Source organism: Corynebacterium sp. HMSC055A01, assembly GCF_001809405.1.
GTDB lineage: Bacteria > Actinomycetota > Actinomycetes > Mycobacteriales > Mycobacteriaceae > Corynebacterium > Corynebacterium hesseae.
This window is the reverse complement of record NZ_KV797553.1, coordinates 1-18,435: the sequence shown is the minus strand read 5'-3', so window position 1 is coordinate 18,435 and position 18,435 is coordinate 1. Positions and strand designations below refer to the sequence as shown.

Here is an 18,435-nt window from a genome sequence, read left to right as displayed (position 1 = left end):
ACTCATAATGCCTTTAATTCGGCGATGCGCGCATCAAGAGCCTCGATGGATATGCGCATGACAAGTTCCTGGTTGTAGCCGCGCCGCGCGAGCGTTCCCACGATGCGGCGCAGGAATTTGTCCCTTTCATGCCGGTCGGCCGGAACCTTTTTAAGCGTCCGCGCCTTCTTCTCCGCGACCTGGCGGGCGACGGCCTCTTCAGATTCGTCTGTAATCTGCTCTAAGGCTGCGGCCCGATCAGCGGCATCAACGCCCTTCTCCTTGAGCTCCACGTTGAGGGCGCGGGACGACTTGCCGCGCCGCGCATGACGCTGGCGAACCCATTCCTTGGCAAAGCTCGCGTCATCAACAAGGCCGACATCTGCGAGGTCATCAACAACTTCCTCGACCACGTCGGGCTCGAAGTCCGCAGCAACGAGGCGGTCACGCAGTTCCTTGCGGGAACGCGCTCTCTGGTCCAGCAGACCGAGCGCACGAGAACGCACGGGAGCCTTCGCAGCTTCGGCTTCTGCGTCAACTAGCTGTCCGCCCGCGTCACCTGATTCATAGGATTCGAGGGCCTGGCGCAGCTTCTCAATCTTCTCCGATGAGGGTTGTGCCATAGATCCCGTTTAGTCGTCGTCGAAATCGACGTTCGGAACCAGATCCACAGACTCATCCGTCAGCGGATCATCTGCTCCTGGCACATCCATGGCCACGTTGTCGCCACTCTCGGCAGCGGCAGCACCCACACCGAGCTTGACGAAGATCTTCTTCTCAATCTCATCCGCCAGATCCGGATTATCCTTGAGGAAGTTACGAGCCTTCTCCTTGCCTTGGCCCAGCTGGTCACCCTCATAGGTAAACCAGGAACCAGACTTCTTGATGAAGCCGTGTTCGACGCCCAAGTCAATAATGGAAGACTCGCGCGAAATACCTTCGCCATACATGATGTCGAACTCAGCGATCTTGAACGGCGGGGAGACCTTGTTCTTTACAACCTTGAGCTTGGTGCGGTTACCGATGGCATCCTGACCGTCCTTGAGGGTCTGAATGCGGCGAATATCGCAGCGCACCGAGGCGTAGAACTTCAGCGCCTTACCGCCAGTCGTGGTCTCCGGCGAACCAAACATCACGCCGATCTTTTCACGCAGCTGGTTGATGAAGATGGCGGTGGTCCCCGAGTTGTACAGAGCACCCGTCATCTTACGCAGCGCCTGGGACATGAGACGAGCCTGGAGGCCAACGTGGCTATCACCCATCTCACCTTCGATCTCCGCCTTGGGGGTCAGCGCAGCAACCGAGTCAATCACGATGATGTCAATAGCACCAGAGCGCACGAGCATATCGGCGATTTCCAAAGCCTGCTCACCAGTATCTGGCTGGGAGACCAACAGGTTATCGGTATCAACGCCAAGCAGACGTGCGTACTCCGGATCGAGAGCATGCTCAGCATCGATGAAGGCCGCAATACCGCCAGTCTTCTGCGCCGATGCAATCGCGTGCAGAGCAACGGTAGTTTTACCCGAGGATTCCGGACCATAAATCTCCACGATACGGCCACGCGGGAAGCCGCCGACGCCCAATGCGATATCGATGGCCGTATTACCGGAGGAAATAGCCTGGATTGGCGGGCGATCATCATCACCCAGGCGCATAACGGCACCCTTACCAAAATCCTTCTCAATCATCGCCATGGCAGCGTCAAGGGCTTTTTGACGATCATCGCCCTTGCTCGCTGCCGAGGACTTCTTCTTCGTAGCCATTCATTTCCTCACTATCGTGCGTCAGTTGTAGTGCGTTCTTACGCGTTAATTAAAGCTGGCACCTAATTAGACTGCCACGTGGCAGCTGAGGTTCCCTGGCGCGACTCAAACAGCCTTAGCGCCCTCTCCTCAAGCCACGAAGTCACCCTAACGTGCCCGCCGGACCACGTCCCACAATACACACACAAGTGTTCGATTTTCCATTTCGCCCAAGCGCGTGTCCCAGCGACAGCCTCCACTACTGAAGCACCCAAGGACCGTCCTGCTCTTGCCGCGAGAAGGTCACCTTCTCAGCAGTCTGAAGAACGGCCACCTCCTCCCCTAACGAGCTGCAGACATCCAGGTCATCGAGGTTAGCCCTGCTACTCATATACTTGGAATACCCCGACCCTTGCACATCACGGTACAGCTCAACGCTACCCGCCGCCGGTGGCACCCACTCATCATCCTCATCTGTACCTCCCTGCCAGGTTCCATCGCTGGCGGCGAGGACATCCCTTTCGGTAGCGCCAGGGCAAATAATGATCACCCGTTCATACTCCGAATCGAAGATGTCACCGATCGGCATGTCTACGCTTCCCGGCTCCCCTTCCTCGACCCCAGCGGCCTCATCGATATTTTCGATGACGTTCGCGGAATTCACCAACGAACATCCAGCTAGGCCGCCTATGGCCACACCGGAAAGAAGTGCTACTACCCCATAGCGCGCCCTAAGGCACCCTAAACCCTTAAGCCACGCTTGTTTCTGCCCAATTTCCATGCACCAAAGATACCCCGTTCGGGGTGGATGCGCTGCCCAAAATGCATGCTTGAACACTGTTCAAAAGGTACTATTTGCTGCACAGTTATCCCACTGGATAAACTTTGGCCCATGAAAAAGAATTCCGTCGCGACTGACATCGCGTACGTCGCGGTCTTTACCGCACTCATCATAGTCTTTGCTTTTGTCTCTATTCCTACTCCCACCGCGGGCGTACCCATCGTTCTTCAAAACGCGGTCATCATTCTCGCAGGCCTAGTGCTCGGCGGCCGCCGCGGCCTCTTCGTAGGCCTACTCTTCATTGCCCTCGGCCTCGTCGGCCTTCCCATCCTCGCCGGCGGACGTAGCGCGTTGAGCGCTCTCGCCGGCCCCACGGTTGGCTACCTCGTTGGTTATGTGGTCGCCCCGGCCATCGCCGGACTCATCGCCTACCGCGCCCCGCGCAACAAGGGTGGAATGACGCTCATCCTCGCTATCGCCGGCGTCGTTGGCCTCGCCGTCCAGTACTTCTGCGGAATTCTCGGCCTGATGTACCGCTCTGACATGTCCTTCGGTGCAGCCACCATCGCCCAAGGGCCATTCCTCATCCCCGATCTCATCAAGGTCGCCGTAATGGTTGTCATTGCGGTCGGCGTCCACGCAGCGTTCCCAGACCTGATGGGCCGACGCACCGCTAAGGCGAAGTAGCTCCCGTGCCGCTCATTGAATTCCGTAACGTGTCCGTCACCTTCGACGAGACGCCGGTGCTTAACGACGTTTCCCTCAACTTGAGCGAACAACGCATCGGCATCATCGGCGCCAACGGCGGCGGCAAGTCAACCCTCGTCCGGCTCATCAATGGTCTCGGTGAGCCCTCACGCGGTGAGGTCTTGGTGGACAACATGGACGTCGCCAAGCACGGCAAAGAAATCCGGCGCCGCGTGGGATTCGTGTTCTCAGACGCCGAGAACCAAATCGTCATGCCGCAGGTACGCGATGACGTGGAATTCTCCCTGCGGCGCCTCAAGCTGCCTCGGGAGGAACGCACCGCGCGTGTCGACGCCGCACTCGAACGCTTCGACCTCGACGCCCTGGCCGAGCAATCCCCACACTCGCTCTCCGGCGGGCAGAAACAGCTCCTTGCGCTGGCTGCGGTGCTGGTCATGGAACCGACCGTTATCATCGCCGACGAGCCGACAACCCTGCTCGATCTTCGCAACCGTGACCGCATTCGCCGCGAGTTCGCCAGCCTGGAGCAGCAGCTGATCGTCGTTACTCACGACCTCGACTTCCTCTCCGACTTTGACCGCGTTCTGTGCATTGACGACCACCACGTAGCCGCCGATGGAACACCCAACGAGGTCATCCCCTTCTATACGAAGCTCATGGAATCCCGCCCCCTCTAGCGATCATGCCCAAGAACATCCCACTCGGCTTCTATGTCGACGCCGACACCATCATCCACCGCATCCCCGCCGCGGTGAAATTCCTCGTACTCATCGGCTTCATCCTCGTGACTTCGCTGGCCGTTCACACGATCGGCTGGGCAGCGCTAAGCCTCGCTCTCCCTCTTGCCCTCTTCCCCATTGCCCGGGTCCCCTTCCGCGTCGCGCTCGGCCAGCTCGCGCCGCCGCTCTATCTCCTCGTCGCACTCGCTGCTTTTCAGTGGTGGCAGAAGGACTTCACGGAGGCTGCCATCATGTTCCTCACGATTTACGCGGCGATTAGCGCGGCAGTCCTGCTGACACTCACGACGAAAGTCTCGGAGATGATGGACTCCCTGGATCGCGCCGTTGCCCCGCTGGGGCGCCTCGGGGTCCCCGTTGAGAACATCACGCTGGCGATGTCCCTGACTATTCGACTGCTTCCCCTCATGCTGGGAACCGTGGTCGAGGTGCTAGACGCACGAAAAGCCCGGGGCGCCACGGCATCATTAACCGCTTTTGGCACCCCGGTTATCATTCGCTCTATCCGCCGCGCACGCGCCATGGGTGAGGCGCTTCAAGCGCGCGGCGTCGGCGACTAAGCCTATTCTCGCCTATTCTCCGCGCAGCTCGCGCAGGCGAGCCTGAACAGCATCGTTCTGCACGTTCGGCTGAGCCTGGGTTCCTGCCGAGCCGATTGCCTGCTGGGAGTTGCCCTCCACGGCCTTCGGGTTATTCATCTCCGCGCGAATCTGCTCGAGACGGGAGTGGCCAGCCAGTTGCACGCCAGCCTGCTCAATCTCCTGCATACGGTTAGACACGGAGTTCTCCGCGAGCTCTGCCTGGCCCAGGGCCTTGGAGTAACGGCGCTCAATCTTGTCGCGCACCGCGTCCAGGGACGGGGTGTTGCCGTTGGCAGAAAGCTCATTCATCGAGTTGAGGGACTCGGAAACCTTCTCCTGCATCTTGGCCTGCTCAAGCTGGGACAGCAGCTTCGAGCGCTCGTTGACCTTCTCACGCAGGGCCATGCCATTGCGCTCGACGGCCTTCTTAGCCTGCTCCGCCTGCTGCAGTGCCTGATCATGCAGCTTCTTGGTGTCCTCAACAGACTCCTCGGCAGTTACCAACTGGGCGGCGAAGGCTTCTGCTGCGTTCTCATACTCGGTAGCCTTCTGTGCATCGCCTTCAGCACGAGCCTTGTCCGCCAAGTTCAGAGCGTTGCGGGTGTTCTGCTGCAGCTTTTCGATCTCGCTGAGACGGCGGTTGAGCTGCATCTCCAGCTGACGCTGGTTGCCGATGACCGCCGCAGCCTGCTGCGAGAGCTCCTGGTGCTGGCGCTGAGCTTCCTCGATTGCCTGCTCAATCTGTACCTTCGGATCAGCGTTCTCCTCGATCTTCGAATCGAAGAGAGCCATCAAGTACTTCCAGGCCTTTACGAATGGATTCGCCATAACAGAAGGTGCCTTTCTCAGCAGTTCGTTGTGTCTATAAAAAGTGTTCGAAAAGAATTCTCTGCCTGCCTAATATTAGCGAAGCAAGCAGTGCTACGCCGCAGTTCTACGGTTCCGATGCTGCGGGTGCGGTGGACGCTAGCTCCTCATCCATCGATGGCAGCGCCATGTAGCCAGCGGCCTCGATGAGAACATCGGAAACACTGACATCAAGCGCATGGCACACGGATGCCAGAAGCTCAGAGGAAACCTCCTTGCGGCCGCGCTCCAACTCCGAAAGGTATCCCGGGGACACGCGCGCTACACCGGCGAGCTCACGAAGGGTCACGCCCTTATCCGCACGGAAGGCGCGAAGCGTCAGTCCGAGTGCCTCACGCAGCAGCGGCTCAGGGGTCCGCGTCGACCGCGTGCTGGTCTGGGTGGGCTTATCAAGTAATGCAACTGAAGTGTTCATCACTCCGTACAACGGCCCAGCACTCCTCCTTGTTCCCACAATCAACTATTTTTCTTCAAGAGTTGATAGGAGAAGACTCAATGCTGCCTCAACTGCACCGGCACGAATCGCGTTGCGCCCCTCAGCAGAAAGCTCATAGAGGACGCCGCGCTTGGCGACGCCCCCGTCGCCCCTCCCGCACAGCCCCACATACACGGTTCCCGCAGGTTTACCTTCTTGGAGGTCCGGCCCGGCCACACCAGTCAGCCCTAGCCCCCAATCCGCACGCGTTTCGACAACTGCGGCCTCAGCCATCTGCGCGGCAGTAGCGGCAGACACCACGCCTTGATCGTCAAGCTCTTCCACGGTGGTGTTGAGGAAATGTGCCTTGACCTCTGTCGCATACGTCACCAGACCGCCCCGCAACACCGCCGAGGCTCCCGGCACGCTCGCCACAGTGGCAGCGGCTAAACCTGCAGTAAGGGACTCACAGAACGCCACGGTTTCGCCGCGCTCGCGGAGCTTGGACACTAATTGCTTCTCGATGCTCACTGGTTCTCCCTACGGCCATCAATGAGATACTGGATGCCGGTCAGGACAGTAACGAAGGCGGCAGCCAACATGACGAGGAAGCTCGGAAGGTCCATCCACCCCGGCAGCGGACAGAGATACAACGCCACCGCCAAGGTCTGCAGCGCTGTCTTGAGCTTTCCACCTTGGGAAGCCGGCACCACTTTTCCTTGGCGCAGCAAGAAGAAGCGCCAAATAGTAATCCCGAACTCACGGAAAAGAATGACGACGGTGATCCACACGGGCAGAGCACCAGTGATGTTGAGGCACACGAAGGCCGCAGTCATCAGAGCCTTATCCGCGATGGGATCCGCAATCTTGCCGAAATTTGTAATGAGCCCACGCGAGCGTGCAATATCGCCGTCCAGCTTGTCTGTGAGCATGAGGAGCGCAAAGCATACAAAGGCCCACCACTCATGTCCGGCCAGAACCAACCAGGCGAACAGGGGGATAAAGAGGATGCGCAAACTGGTCAAGATATTGGGAAGATTCCAATTGGAGACCTCGGGATTTACATCCGCGGTTTGAGAGTGGTTGTGCGCAGCCTGAGAATCATTCACGCCCTTCATCCTACCGTGGCCTCCCTACCCCTCGCGCGAGCACTACCATGGAAAATATGAAGTACTTCGCTGTCTCCTATGAATACAATCCATCCAACCCAGTCATCGCAAATGTTCGCCCGAAACACCGCGAGTTCATCGGCGCGCTCCATGAGAAAGGCCAGATCTGCGGATCGGGCCCCTTCACCGATTCCAAGGGTGGGGCTCTCATCGTCCTGCAGTTTGAGGACGAGTCAATTGAGGTGGCCGAGGTAATCGCCCTCATGGACCAAGATCCCTTCTACACCGAAGGCGCTGTTACGGGCCGTGCCTTCCGCGAGTGGAATCCCGTTATCAATTCCTTTTAAACTCTTCCCCCCATGCTGCCCGGGACTCGGGCAGCACTCGGAGTTAGGGCAGCTCGGATTTCGGCAGGTCCTCTGCCTTGCCCACAAGCTCTCCCTGCTTGTTACGAACGATCTTGTTGCCAAAATCGTCCCAGTCGTAGTGGTTGTGGGAAATCACCACGCCACCCTGAGTTTGGTCGCGCTTGTCTTTCCACACGGACAGCAACACAGTGATTGCGAGCACGCCGACGATGACCAGCAGCGACATCAGCGTGGAAATCTCCGGCACGGCGGAAACATCCTCACCGCCATTAATAAACGGCAAGTTGTTCTCATGCAATGCGTGGAACAACAGCTTGACGCCGATGAACAGCAGAATGATACCCAGGCCATAGGGCAGGTAAACCAGACGGTCCAACAGGCCATCGATGAGGAAGAACATCTGACGCAGCCCCATGAGCGCGAATGCGTTGGTGGTGAATACCAGGAAGGGCTCCGAGGTAATGCCGTAGATGGCGGGGATGGAGTCGAAAGCAAACATGACGTCGATAAGCCCAATTGCTGCCAGCGCCACGAACAGCGGGGTAAGCGCGAACTTCCCCTTCTTCTCCCCGGACTCTTCACGGTGGGTGAGCTTATCGCCGTGGTAGCGCGGGGTTACGTGTACGACCTTGCGCAGCCATTTGACCACCAACATGTCATTGGGGTCAGTCTCCGGGGCGTCGTTGATCTCATCGATGAGCAGCTTCACTGCGGTGTAAATGAGGAAGATTGCGAAGATGTAGAAGACATCGGACCATGCAGCGATAATTGCCGCGCCCAACAAAATGAAAATGAGACGGAATACCAGTGCCAAAACGATTCCGATGAGGAGCACCTTCTGCTGGTATCTGCGGGGGATTTTGAAGGATCCCATGATGAGCGAGAAGACGAATAGATTGTCCACGCTCAGCGCCTGTTCCGTCACCCAACCGGTGTAGAACTGAGCGGCATGTTCGCTGTCCCACAGCACCCATACAACTCCGCCGAAGACAACGGCGATTGCCATATAGAACAGCGTCCACCCACCGGATTCCTTGAGCGTAGGCTCATGGGGCGAGCGAACGTGGCTGTAGAAATCGAAAATAAAAAAGCCCAGAATCACCACCATGGTGATGGCCCAAACCCACAATGGTACGTGCATAATGCGCTATCCCTCCGGTCGACGCGACAACAAAGACCGGAGGTCTCCCCCGCTAGTGATGCTTACGCAGAGCAACGCTAGCCGGCGCGACCGGGAACTGTACCGCAGTTGCCGTGTTGACGATCGACGCCGAGGATTGGGGTACTCCCCTCCAAGACTCGTCCTATCCTACACGGAACTTAGAACGCACCTGTGGAGGGGTTGGCAGAGATTTCGACGGTGCGGGTATCTGCTGACTCCTCGTCAGCACCGTCAGTGCCTTCAGCTTCCTGGACTTCCTTCGGTGCCTCTGCTGGGTCCGCCCCCTTGATCATCCAAATGATGGTGTCGAGCTCTTCCGGTTTGACCAGCACCTCACGGGCCTTGGAGCCTTCCGATGGCCCGACCACACCGCGTGATTCCATGAGGTCCATGAGTCGGCCGGCCTTGGCGAATCCGATACGCAACTTGCGCTGGAGCATCGAGGTGGAACCCAGCTGGGACGTGACCACGAGGTCGACGGCCTCCAAGAGGTCGTCCATGTCCTTGCCGATCTCCTCGTCGATCTCCTTCTTGGCGTCCTTGGCTTTATCCTCCGTGACACCTTCGGTGTAGTTCGGTGCGCCTTGTGCCTTCGCGGCGTCGACAACCGCCTGCACCTCTTCGTCGGAGACGAACGCGCCCTGCATGCGCACTGGGCGCCCGCCCTGCGGGATAAACAGGCCATCGCCCATACCGATGAGCTTTTCGGCACCACCCTGGTCCAAGATGACGCGGGAGTCCGTGAGCGAGGACGTCGCGAACGCCAGGCGGGACGGCACGTTGGTCTTGATAAGGCCGGTGACCACGTCCACGGACGGGCGCTGTGTTGCGAGCACGAGGTGAATACCCGCCGCACGGGCCTTCTGGGTGATGCGGACGATGGAGTCCTCGATCTCCTTCGGCGCCGTCATCATGAGGTCCGCGAGCTCGTCCACGACGCACACGATGTAGGGGTACGGGCGCATCTCTCGCTGGGAGCCGGCCGGGGCCTGGTATTCGCCGCTGCGAACCTTGCGGTTGAAATCCTCGATCTTGCGCACGCGGGCAGCCTGCATGTCCATGTAGCGCTGCTCCATCTCCTCCACCAGCCATTGCAGGGCCGCAGCAGCCTTCTTTGGCTGCGTAATGATCGGGGTGATGAGGTGCGGGATACCCTCGTAGGGCGTGAGCTCGACCATCTTCGGATCCACCAGGATGAGGCGAACGTCCTCCGGGGTCGCGCGGGTCAGCAGCGAGACCAGCATCGAGTTCACGAACGCCGACTTACCTGAACCGGTTGCGCCGGCCACGAGAAGGTGCGGCATCTTCTTCACGGAGAAGGAGGTGAATTGACCCTCGATGTCCTTACCCAAGCCGATGAGCATCGGATCGTTATCAGCACGCAATGCCGGGGAATCCAAAACATCACGCAGGCGCACCATTTCACGGTCCGCATTAGGCACCTCGATACCGACTGCAGACTTGCCCGGAATCGGGGTCAACAGGCGCAGGTTATCCGTCGCCACTGCATAAGCCAGATTGGACTGCAGGTTGGTAATCTTCGAAACCTTGACGCCTGGTCCCAGCTCAATCTCATAGCGCGTCACTGTCGGGCCACGGCTAAACCCGGTGACCTGGGCATCGACCTTAAACTCCTCAAATACTTCAGTGATGGCTTCGATGATGCGGTCGTTGGCCTCCGTGCGAGCCTTCGCAGGCTTGCCGGCCGTAAGCAGGTCAGTCGTCGGCACGTCATAACCGCCTCCCAGTGCGGTATCTTCCGCACCGCTCGGGGCCGCGGGTGCTTGTTGCGCCGCGTCTTGAACATCCTCGTCGACCTTGGCGCCCGTGCGCGCATCGCGGCCGGAACGCTCCTGGAACATACGGACGGCCTCGGAGTGTGCGGCAGAGACAACGTCCTCCCCGGCCGCCCCAGCAGACGCTACGCTTGCCGACGCCCCCGCGGCTGCCGCCCCCAGCGCCGCACCGGCGGCACCGCCAACGTCTACGCGGGGACGCTTCTGCTGTGCAGGCTTGTGCGCAGGTTTCTCAACCGGCTTCTCGACAGGCTTCGGTGCTGCCTTCTGCTTCTGCTCCGGCTCCGGAACAACGGGGATCTCGTCGGTGTCATCGACGCGGCGCTCGGGCACGGCATCAAAGGAGGGGCGGCCGTGTTGGACCGGTTCCTGCTTCGTGGGCTGTGCCGCCGAGTCAAAGGAGACCGTGGCGTTTTCATCCGGCAGAGCCGGGTAGCTCTGCGTGTGCTGCGTGCGCTGGCGCTGACGCGGACGCGGGGTATGGACCGGGCGCGTGGGGCGCTCGCGCCCCTCGGCAATGGCGTCGATGTCATCGCTGACATAGCCGTAGTCGTCTGCGGAGGCGTCGTCAAGCAGCTCATGCTCCGAGCGGTCCTTCCGGTCACGGAGTCCACCGACGAGTGTAGAGAATTGGGCAGCCACGAAGTCATAGGCTTCGCGCAGAGTGATGCCAGTGATGTTGAGCGCCCCATAGACAATCAACAGGAAGAGCAACGGCACGGCCACGTAGCTAGAGAAGGCTGCTACGAGCAGCTCACCGATAGCAAAACCGATAGCGCCTCCGGCCTCTCCGGCGGCGTTATTATTCCACGTAAGGTCCGGGAGCCCAGCAAAGATATGGATAAGGCTCAGCATGCAGACCACGATCAGGGCCGTGCCGCCAACCACGCGCGGCTTGAAGTGGCCGGCCGGGCCGGAAAGGTCCATCATGAGCGCGATGGCTACGGCGATGAGCGCAACAGGAAGAACATAGGCGCCCGCGCCAATCACATAGCGCACAGCATTGGTGAGGTACTCACCGATAATGCCAGCCACCTGGAACCACGTAGCGCAGGCCAAGACGATGGCCACACCAATCAGCACGAGCGCGACCGCATCCGGGTTGGAGACGCGAATGCTCTTCTCTACCCGGGCGGGGCGCTCCATGATGCTCGTCGGCATCTCGCCGTCAACGTCCTGGGCACGGGTCACCTTGCTTTTCGACGAAGTGCCACCCTCAGCCCTGTTGCTAGTTCTCTTATTCTTCGCGCGTCCAGAAATTTCCCCTGGCTCCCTCACATCGTCGTAATCATCAAAAGCCTCTTCGTCATAGGACGCATCATAAGCGGGATCATAAAGATCCTCGTCCCGATCTCTCGCTTCAGCTGGCTTGAGTCCGGCGAGGCCATGCCCGACTCCCCGCGCCATACTCCCCATGCCCCGGGCCGTAGCGCCAAATACGGTGCCCAGTCCGTGACCAACGGCACGAAAGGCGCTGCCGGTCCTCTCTTCGGAGGTCTCGGCAGCGCGAGTAGCAGACGTCAGCGAGTAGCTTGTGCGGCCCGACGGTCGCGAGCGATTGGCCGTGCGACCTCGGCCGGAGGCGCGAGACGGAGCGTTCTTGACAGACATGATTGCCACTCTAGTAGCAAAAGCCCCATTAACAACATGCGCCACACACGTATGGCGAAGAAAATTAGCGGTTCAGCCTACAGGCTTGACCTTACGATTGCGGATTCATCGCCTTCAATCTCGACATCAGCAGCGTCGCGGCCGAAGGCCCACAAGAGCACCTCGGACACGGTACCTCGTACGCGAACCACAGCGTCGCCTTGTCCAGACACACGATGTCTATCCGCAGCCACGATCGGCGGGAAACCTTGTGGCTCCAGGACAACGGGCAGGCGCGAGTGCGACAGCAGCCGTGTGCCTAGCAGTTTCAACGGCGCCAGTAGCTCTTTGTTGACTGCTCGTGAAAGATCCCTTGGTTCAATGTGGCCATTAGCTCGGCGGAGATCCTCATGGTGGACAAAGTGCTCGGCCGCGTTGAACACGGAGTCTACATAGCGCAGAGGGCTAAACCTAGATGCTCCCCTCCCCCACGCATCCACCAACTCCTCATACGTCATGCCCTCGCGGACCCCATTAGCGACGCTCCGTGCATGAGAGGACAGCGCTGGAATAAAGGAACCGAGCGCTGCATCAGGGCGGTTCTCACGCACCCACAAGTGCGTTGCTAGGTCTCGGGTTGTCCACCCTTCGCACAACGTCGGGGCATCAGGGCCAAGCTCATGGAACAACGCCACCATCTTGGCGCGCTCTGCTGAAGAAAACGACATGCGCCCCAGCATACCCACCGGAGGCGGGAACACTGGGGCGCTTGCGGCCTTAGCTTTAGAGCGATTCGCGGGAAGCGTGAACTTCGTCGTCGTCAGGCAGCAGGATATCCGAGTTCGTCGGAACGATGGTCGGCAGAATCACCGGCTCGCGCTTGTACTTGGAGTCCATGAGCTTCGAGACCTTGCGGCGCAGCTTCTGCACCATGCGGTAGGTATCGTTCTCCCCCTCAGCGGCGAGGTCATTCATGGTGTTCTCCACCATCTCGGCGACCTCAGGCACGATACCGCGATCATCGTCGGAGAAGCCCGTCGTGGACACCGTCGGATGCTCAAGCAGGCGCGACGTGCGGTTATCGATGACACAGGTGATGGAAACGACACCGCCGGCACCCAGGTTGGTGCGGTCCGCGAGGGTATCGGCGTCGACATCACCCATCGACACACCATCGACGTAGAGGTTGCCCACCGGGATCTGGCCGACGACCTCAGCACGGCCGTTGCGCAGATCGACGACAACGCCGTTCTGCGCAAGGACCACGCGATCACGGGCCACACCAGTGGAGACTGCCAGCTCCTTGTTTGCACGCAGGTGGCGCCACTCGCCGTGCACCGGCATGGCATTCTTCGGGCGTGCAGCGTTGTAAAGGAAGAGCAGCTCGCCACCATAACCGTGGCCGGAGGCGTGGACCTTAGCTTCCTTGTTCGTGATGACCTCAGCGCCAATCTGGGACAGCATGTTGATAACGCCGAACACGGCCTCCTCATTACCCGGAATCAGGGAGGAGGAGAAGATGATGAGGTCACCATCGCGGACGGTGATCTGGCGATGCTCACGACGGGCCATGCGGGACAGCGCCGCCATCGGCTCACCCTGGGTACCGGTGGTGATGAGCAGTACCTTGTGCGGAGCCATCTTGGCTGCCTCATCGATCGGGATGATGGTGCCGCGCGGAACCTTCAGGAAGCCCATCTTCTCCGCGATTTCCATGTTGCGCATCATGGAGCGGCCGTTGAACGCAACCTTGCGGCCGGCGGCCACGGCGGCGTCGATAGCCGCCTGCACGCGGTAGACGTTCGAGGCGAAGGAAGCGATGATCACGCGCTGCTTGGCCCCAGAAACTAGGCGCTTAAACGTTGCCGGAATGTCGCCCTCAGAGGCGGACACACCCGGGATGTTGGCGTTGGTGGAATCGCACAGCATGAGGTCCACGCCTTCGTCGCCGTAGCGCGACAGGGCCGGCAGGTCCGTCGGGCGGTTATCCAGCGGGGTCTGGTCCAGCTTGATATCACCGGTGTGGATGATGTTGCCAGCCGGGGTTCCCAGCATGACGCCGAGGGCATCCGGGACGGAGTGGTTCACTGCCCAGAAGCGGCAACGGAACGGACCGTAATTCACATCGGACATCTCATTGACCTCAACGAACTTCGGCTTCTGGCGGTGTTCCTTACACTTGGCAGCAATCAGCGCAATGGTGAAGCGCGAAGCCACGATCGGGATATCCGGGCGCAGCTTCAGCAGCCACGGGATAGCACCAATGTGGTCCTCGTGCGCGTGGGTTACGACGAGCGCCTTGACCTTGTGAATCTTCTTCTCAATCGGACCAAAGTCCGGGAGAATCAGGTCCACGCCTGGCTCACCGGAGGACGGGAAAAGCACACCACAGTCGATGATGAGCATCTCATCCTGGTACTCAAAGACGGTCATGTTTCGACCGATCTCGGAAATACCGCCCAAGGCATAGATACGCAGAGAGTCCTTCTGCTGCTTCGGCGGCTCCGGCAGACGCTTGGTCAGATCCGCGCCTTGCATGGACTTAGGTACATTGCGACGGCCGCGGTTGTTGTTGCGATTGCGGTTGTTACGACCACCGTTGTTGTTATTGCCGTTGTTGTGGTTGTTGTTGCCGCCGCGGCCGCGACCACGGCCGCCACGGGAACCACGAGAACGGGAACGACGGTTGCCGTCGTCAGAGCTTCCAGACTCCTTAGAGGATGCGCCGGAAGCAGCCGATTCCTTCGGCGCTTGGAAAACCGGCGAAGCCGCCTCATTCGAGGCGGTCTCGGTCTCCGAAGGCGGACCCGCCTTGCGGGTCACCTTGCGGGAACGGTTACGGGATTCAGTCATTCTTAAAGGACTCCAGCCTTTTCCAAATCGTGACGGAGAACCTCGATCTCATCCGCGTCAGCAGCGGAAACCGGGAGACGAGGTTCTCCAACTTCAATGCCCTGCAGGCGCAAGGCAGCTTTAACAAGAGTTGCTCCTCCGAGGCGGCCTTGCGCCTCGACGAGCGGGGACAAAGTTTTCGCGTTGATCTCTCGCGCACGTGCGATATCACCTTCGTCGAAGGCCACGTAGAGATCAGCCAGGGCACGCGGGGCAATATGACCAATCACGGAAATAACGCCTGAAGCACCGAGGGCCAGCCACGGCAAGTTCAGCCCGTCATCTCCGGAGTACCATGCCAATCCGGTTTCCTGGATAAGCGGTGCAGCCGCCACAAGATCGCCTTTGGCGTCCTTGACGGCCTTGATGTTCGGCACTTCCGCGAGGCGAAGAAGGGTCTCCGTCTCAATCGGAATGCCCGAGCGGCCAGGGATGTCATACAGACAAATGGGGAGGTCCACGGCGTCAGCGACAGCGCTAAAGTGCGCATACACACCGGCTTGGGAAGGCTTGGAGTAATACGGAGTTACAACCAAGAGGCTGTCTGCTCCCGCATCAGCGAAAGCGCGCGCTGCTGAAATGCTGGTGGCGGTGTTATTGGTTCCCGCTCCCGCACACAATTTAGCGCGACTGCCTACCTCTTCCTTTACAGCTGCAAACAGCTCCAGTTTCTCATCCAATGACGTCGTCGGTGACTCACCCGTGGTCCCAGCCAAAATGAGCGAATCAATACCGTTATCAACCAGATGAGCTGCCAGGCGACGACCAGCGGACACGTCCAAGGCGCCATCCTGGTCAAATGGAGTGACCATAGCTACGCCTACGCGTCCGAAGGTGTCGACGCCTGTCTGTGCTGTCATACCTGTGCTCATAGGCGTCAAGATTACCCGCTTTCGCCCCTATTGGCCGCATCGGGGTCGTGCGCGAGTCTCCTGCAAAGCCTTTAAGCGTACGGGCTCGAAGCCATTTCGGTCCCGTCGGACAAAGTGGTGATGTGGAAGTCGTCGAAAAGCACCGGCGATTGCTCTCTCAACAGCTTCAAGCATGTCACCGCCAATTGGCGCATCTCAGTATCAGCCTGCTCCGTTGCCCGAGCGCCGATAAAGTGGCGCCACGCTCGGTAGTTGCCGGTCACTACTATGCGGGACTCTGTGAGATTGGGCAAGACCGCCCGCGCTGCCTGCCGCGCTTGCTTCTTACGAAGCAATGCGTTTGGCTCCTCTTCCAGTTTGGACTCGAGGGCGTCGAGCAGCTCCTCGTAGACAAACCTCGCTTCATCGGCCGCTTGTAGCGTTAACCGCGTTAGCTGCTCATCTTCTGCAATGAACTTGGGCAGCACGACCTCTGCTTCGTCGGAGTGTACGAAGCGTTGTGAAAGCTGGGAGAAGGAGAAGTGCCGGTGGCGCACCAACTCATGCGTTGCCGAGCGCGACAGCCCTCTTATATACAGCGTCGCGGTGGCATGCTCCAGAAGCGCGTCGTGACCCACTTCCAAGATGTGGTGTAAATAAGCCTGGTTCGACGCGGTACGAGGATTTGGCTTATCGAAGGACTCGTAACACGCACGCCCAGCAAACTCGACTAACGCCTCGCTTTCCGACGCCCCCTCGTCCGCCTTCCAATCCACCCCGCGTGGTGCATGAAACGCCGTTGCCGCGATGAGTTGGACATCAAGCTCAGAGACCTTTGCCATTACAGCCCCAGATACTTCTCAAGCCCCACGGTCAAACCTGCGTGGGAGGAAATCTCGCGCACACCAAGCAAAACACCGGGAGTAAAGGAAGAGCGGTCATAGGAATCCTGGCGGATGGTCAGGGATTGCCCTTGGGTACCGAAGATTACCTCTTCATGCGCCACCATTCCCTGCATGCGAACTGCATGGACGTGGACGCCATCAACGTCTGCACCTCGCGCACCGTCAAGGGACTGCTCGGTCTTGTCCGGCATTGCATCAAGGCCAGCTTCCTTACGAGCCTTCGCAATTCCCTGCGCAGTATGAACCGCCGTGCCGGACGGCGCGTCAAGCTTATTCGGGTGGTGGTATTCAACAACCTCGGCGCTATCGAAGAACTTCGCCGCTTGGGCAGCAAACACCATGGTCAATACAGCTGAGACAGCAAAGTTCGGAGCGATGAGAACGTTGCCAGCGCCCTCCTTCTTAGTCCACTCCTCTACCTTGGCTAGCCGCTCCTCATCGAAGCCCGTGGTGCCGACAACAGCATGGATTCCGTTGGCGATACAAAACTCAAGATTATCCATAACCGATGCGGGCTGAGTGAAGTCGACGGCGACCTCGGCGCCTGCTTCAACTAGCTTCTCCAGCGGGGTTTCGCGATCAATTTCAGCGACAAGCTCCAGTTCTTCTGCAGCGTTGACGCCCTCCACGATTGCCTGCCCCACGCGGCCCTTAGCGCCAAGGACACCCACCTTGATAGTCATTCACAATCCCTTCATACATGTTCATACGGTCAGCTGTGCCCAGTCTATCCCCGCCGCCGGCAGGGTTTGGGACAGGGCAGAGAGGGCCGCCATAAACCTCGACCAATTGGGTAGTTCACTGGCGTTTAGGCGGTTTTACAACCTGCCACATTTATATCGCACATCCAATCTAATTTGACACAGCTACCCCCGTTTGTAGTAACGACTTGACGTGAATTTACTGCTGGCTATGGCTATGTGCGGTGAGGGTCGGTAGAATCATGGTTAGAACATTTCTTCTAACTCATGTTTCTCGGGGGGAGACATTCATGACTACCACCGCCACGCACCCTTCAACCTCCTTTTTCTTCTTCTCAACAACGAATCCGAATAATCCACACGCTATAGCCCGTGCGGCAGCCCGCCGCGCTATCTACAACACCTGGGTTGCTGCTATGCCCAGCCTGCAGGCTGATATCAACACCACCGCTTTAAGCTTGGTGGCGGCCTGGTCACTTCCGGAAGGTCACATCAAAGCAGGTCTGCGTGCCATCCACCGGCTTGATAGCCTGCCGAAAGTCAAAGCCATACAAGACACCCACTGCCTGCTGGACATCGAGTCCTTGATTGCTATTGACCAACCCATGTCAGCACTAACCGCCTTGACTGCTGAAACCCTGGATTTCATCGACACCATCCTGGCTGACTTCTTCACCCCCACTAAGGCGAATCAGGCTTTTCCCACCCGCAGCCAAATCAGGCGTAAAGTCCGCGACATCTGTAAAACCCTGGATGATTCCATCGCCTACCGTGATACCCGCCCCAAAGACACCTACCGCTTTTCTTCCAACGGAACCTCTGCGTGGCTGGAACTCCAGGTTGGGGAAGATACCGGCATTAAACTCGATGCCTTCATCCACCAAACCGCCGCAAAAGAAGGAATCACTGTTGCTGAAGCAGTCATCAAACTCTTAAGCGGCGAGATACAACCACCAGCCACCGTAGTCTTACACACCTACCAAGCCTGCGATATCGACAATGCACCAACCTTCATTGAAGGCTTTGGCTGGCGCCAAGAAGCCATGCCGCATGATAAAACCCGGGATCTAACCGGTGACATCGACGAAGCAGACGGCTACCAACCAGGTGTTGTCATGCGCAAACATGTCGAAGGCCGCGATGGGACCTGCCGGGTCGGCGGATGCAACAAACCAGCTTTCCTCACCCAGTTAGACCACCGGCACAACTGGGCTGAAGGTGAAGCGTCCTGGGTTTAGTTCCTACCTC

General features: G+C 59.0%; 19 protein-coding genes. 5 read left to right on the top strand and 14 right to left on the bottom strand.

Features of this window, described 5'->3' with window-relative positions; translation table 11 throughout:
* Positions 1 to 2: 2 nt before the first annotated feature.
* The 3 genes from recX to HMPREF2604_RS03080 form a co-directional block, all read right to left on the bottom strand.
* Entirely contained in the window at positions 3 to 602 is a 600-nt protein-coding gene (recX, locus tag HMPREF2604_RS03090) for a recombination regulator RecX (protein WP_070524501.1), read from the bottom strand.
* Between the two features lie 9 nt (positions 603 to 611).
* Positions 612 to 1,745: a recombinase RecA gene (recA, locus tag HMPREF2604_RS03085; protein ID WP_070524502.1), complete on the bottom strand. Its 1,134-nt coding sequence runs from the start codon at positions 1,743 to 1,745 to the stop codon at positions 612 to 614.
* A gap of 238 nt (positions 1,746 to 1,983) precedes the next feature.
* Positions 1,984 to 2,505, bottom strand: a complete 522-nt coding sequence (locus HMPREF2604_RS03080; RefSeq protein WP_070524503.1) for a hypothetical protein — start codon at positions 2,503 to 2,505, stop codon at positions 1,984 to 1,986.
* Between the two features lie 111 nt (positions 2,506 to 2,616).
* Here HMPREF2604_RS03080 and HMPREF2604_RS03075 point away from each other — a divergent pair, with 111 nt between their 5' ends.
* From HMPREF2604_RS03075 to HMPREF2604_RS03065, 3 genes are read left to right on the top strand one after another with little or no spacing between them, the layout of a single operon-like run.
* On the top strand, positions 2,617 to 3,192 hold the full coding sequence (locus HMPREF2604_RS03075; RefSeq protein ID WP_070524504.1) for a biotin transporter BioY: 576 nt from the start codon (positions 2,617 to 2,619) through the stop codon (positions 3,190 to 3,192).
* A gap of 5 nt (positions 3,193 to 3,197) precedes the next feature.
* Complete coding sequence (locus HMPREF2604_RS03070) at positions 3,198 to 3,890, top strand: energy-coupling factor ABC transporter ATP-binding protein (RefSeq protein WP_070524505.1); 693 nt, start codon at positions 3,198 to 3,200, stop codon at positions 3,888 to 3,890.
* 5 nt (positions 3,891 to 3,895) lie between these two features.
* On the top strand, positions 3,896 to 4,510 hold the full coding sequence (locus tag HMPREF2604_RS03065) for an energy-coupling factor transporter transmembrane component T family protein (protein ID WP_070524506.1): 615 nt from the start codon (positions 3,896 to 3,898) through the stop codon (positions 4,508 to 4,510).
* Between the two features lie 12 nt (positions 4,511 to 4,522).
* Here HMPREF2604_RS03065 and HMPREF2604_RS03060 read toward each other — a convergent pair whose 3' ends face one another.
* The 4 genes from HMPREF2604_RS03060 to pgsA form a co-directional block, all read right to left on the bottom strand.
* Positions 4,523 to 5,359, bottom strand: coding sequence for a PspA/IM30 family protein (locus HMPREF2604_RS03060; protein ID WP_070531429.1), 837 nt, complete (start codon positions 5,357 to 5,359; stop codon positions 4,523 to 4,525).
* Positions 5,360 to 5,465: 106 nt separating this feature from the next.
* Positions 5,466 to 5,813, bottom strand: coding sequence for a helix-turn-helix domain-containing protein (locus tag HMPREF2604_RS03055; protein WP_070563143.1), 348 nt, complete (start codon positions 5,811 to 5,813; stop codon positions 5,466 to 5,468).
* A 45-nt stretch (positions 5,814 to 5,858) separates the two neighbouring features.
* Positions 5,859 to 6,344, bottom strand: coding sequence for a nicotinamide-nucleotide amidohydrolase family protein (locus HMPREF2604_RS03050; RefSeq protein ID WP_070563138.1), 486 nt, complete (start codon positions 6,342 to 6,344; stop codon positions 5,859 to 5,861).
* Positions 6,341 to 6,931 (bottom strand): CDP-diacylglycerol--glycerol-3-phosphate 3-phosphatidyltransferase, encoded by a 591-nt coding sequence (gene pgsA / locus HMPREF2604_RS03045; RefSeq protein ID WP_198530979.1) that lies wholly within the window; start codon positions 6,929 to 6,931, stop codon positions 6,341 to 6,343. Before pgsA ends, HMPREF2604_RS03050 begins: the two co-directional genes overlap by 4 nt.
* 47 nt (positions 6,932 to 6,978) lie before the next feature.
* Between pgsA and HMPREF2604_RS03040 the strand changes: the two genes are divergently transcribed.
* Entirely contained in the window at positions 6,979 to 7,269 is a 291-nt protein-coding gene (locus tag HMPREF2604_RS03040; protein WP_070524508.1) for a YciI family protein, read from the top strand.
* A 43-nt stretch (positions 7,270 to 7,312) separates the two neighbouring features.
* Here the strand turns inward: HMPREF2604_RS03040 and HMPREF2604_RS03035 are convergent, their stop codons facing one another.
* The 7 genes from HMPREF2604_RS03035 to dapB form a co-directional block, all read right to left on the bottom strand.
* Positions 7,313 to 8,431, bottom strand: a complete 1,119-nt coding sequence (locus HMPREF2604_RS03035; RefSeq protein WP_070524509.1) for a TerC family protein — start codon at positions 8,429 to 8,431, stop codon at positions 7,313 to 7,315.
* A 179-nt stretch (positions 8,432 to 8,610) separates the two neighbouring features.
* Positions 8,611 to 11,859, bottom strand: coding sequence for a DNA translocase FtsK (locus tag HMPREF2604_RS03030; RefSeq protein WP_070524510.1), 3,249 nt, complete (start codon positions 11,857 to 11,859; stop codon positions 8,611 to 8,613).
* Between the two features lie 77 nt (positions 11,860 to 11,936).
* Entirely contained in the window at positions 11,937 to 12,578 is a 642-nt protein-coding gene (locus HMPREF2604_RS03025) for a TIGR03085 family metal-binding protein (protein ID WP_070524511.1), read from the bottom strand.
* A 43-nt stretch (positions 12,579 to 12,621) separates the two neighbouring features.
* Positions 12,622 to 14,691, bottom strand: a complete 2,070-nt coding sequence (locus HMPREF2604_RS03020; RefSeq protein ID WP_083299156.1) for a ribonuclease J — start codon at positions 14,689 to 14,691, stop codon at positions 12,622 to 12,624.
* 2 nt (positions 14,692 to 14,693) lie between these two features.
* On the bottom strand, positions 14,694 to 15,602 hold the full coding sequence (gene dapA / locus HMPREF2604_RS03015) for a 4-hydroxy-tetrahydrodipicolinate synthase (protein ID WP_070524512.1): 909 nt from the start codon (positions 15,600 to 15,602) through the stop codon (positions 14,694 to 14,696).
* A 71-nt stretch (positions 15,603 to 15,673) separates the two neighbouring features.
* Positions 15,674 to 16,423: an FAD-dependent thymidylate synthase gene (gene thyX / locus HMPREF2604_RS03010; protein WP_070563134.1), complete on the bottom strand. Its 750-nt coding sequence runs from the start codon at positions 16,421 to 16,423 to the stop codon at positions 15,674 to 15,676.
* Positions 16,423 to 17,169, bottom strand: coding sequence for a 4-hydroxy-tetrahydrodipicolinate reductase (gene dapB / locus HMPREF2604_RS03005; protein WP_070563130.1), 747 nt, complete (start codon positions 17,167 to 17,169; stop codon positions 16,423 to 16,425). The genes thyX and dapB overlap by 1 nt, the downstream gene beginning before the upstream one ends.
* Before the next feature lie 308 nt (positions 17,170 to 17,477).
* Between dapB and HMPREF2604_RS03000 the strand changes: the two genes are divergently transcribed.
* Entirely contained in the window at positions 17,478 to 18,425 is a 948-nt protein-coding gene (locus HMPREF2604_RS03000; protein WP_246818363.1) for an HNH endonuclease, read from the top strand.
* The last annotated feature ends 10 nt before the right edge of the window (positions 18,426 to 18,435 follow it).

Bases quoted from the DNA above. Each gene is read 5' to 3' on its own strand.
- recX (WP_070524501.1), bottom strand. From the start codon at position 602: ATGGCACAACCCTCATCGGAGAAGATTGAGAAGCTGCGCCAGGCCCTC.
- recA (WP_070524502.1), bottom strand. From the start codon at position 1,745: ATGGCTACGAAGAAGAAGTCCTCGGCAGCGAGCAAGGGCGATGATCGT.
- HMPREF2604_RS03080 (WP_070524503.1), bottom strand. From the start codon at position 2,505: ATGGAAATTGGGCAGAAACAAGCGTGGCTTAAGGGTTTAGGGTGCCTT.
- HMPREF2604_RS03075 (WP_070524504.1), top strand. From the start codon at position 2,617: ATGAAAAAGAATTCCGTCGCGACTGACATCGCGTACGTCGCGGTCTTT.
- HMPREF2604_RS03065 (WP_070524506.1), top strand. From the start codon at position 3,896: ATGCCCAAGAACATCCCACTCGGCTTCTATGTCGACGCCGACACCATC.
- HMPREF2604_RS03060 (WP_070531429.1), bottom strand. From the start codon at position 5,359: ATGGCGAATCCATTCGTAAAGGCCTGGAAGTACTTGATGGCTCTCTTC.
- HMPREF2604_RS03055 (WP_070563143.1), bottom strand. From the start codon at position 5,813: ATGAACACTTCAGTTGCATTACTTGATAAGCCCACCCAGACCAGCACG.
- pgsA (WP_198530979.1), bottom strand. From the start codon at position 6,931: ATGAAGGGCGTGAATGATTCTCAGGCTGCGCACAACCACTCTCAAACC.
- HMPREF2604_RS03040 (WP_070524508.1), top strand. From the start codon at position 6,979: ATGAAGTACTTCGCTGTCTCCTATGAATACAATCCATCCAACCCAGTC.
- HMPREF2604_RS03035 (WP_070524509.1), bottom strand. From the start codon at position 8,431: ATGCACGTACCATTGTGGGTTTGGGCCATCACCATGGTGGTGATTCTG.
- HMPREF2604_RS03030 (WP_070524510.1), bottom strand. From the start codon at position 11,859: ATGTCTGTCAAGAACGCTCCGTCTCGCGCCTCCGGCCGAGGTCGCACG.
- HMPREF2604_RS03025 (WP_070524511.1), bottom strand. From the start codon at position 12,578: ATGCTGGGGCGCATGTCGTTTTCTTCAGCAGAGCGCGCCAAGATGGTG.
- HMPREF2604_RS03020 (WP_083299156.1), bottom strand. From the start codon at position 14,691: ATGACTGAATCCCGTAACCGTTCCCGCAAGGTGACCCGCAAGGCGGGT.
- dapA (WP_070524512.1), bottom strand. From the start codon at position 15,602: ATGAGCACAGGTATGACAGCACAGACAGGCGTCGACACCTTCGGACGC.
- thyX (WP_070563134.1), bottom strand. From the start codon at position 16,423: ATGGCAAAGGTCTCTGAGCTTGATGTCCAACTCATCGCGGCAACGGCG.
- dapB (WP_070563130.1), bottom strand. From the start codon at position 17,169: ATGACTATCAAGGTGGGTGTCCTTGGCGCTAAGGGCCGCGTGGGGCAG.
- HMPREF2604_RS03000 (WP_246818363.1), top strand. From the start codon at position 17,478: ATGACTACCACCGCCACGCACCCTTCAACCTCCTTTTTCTTCTTCTCA.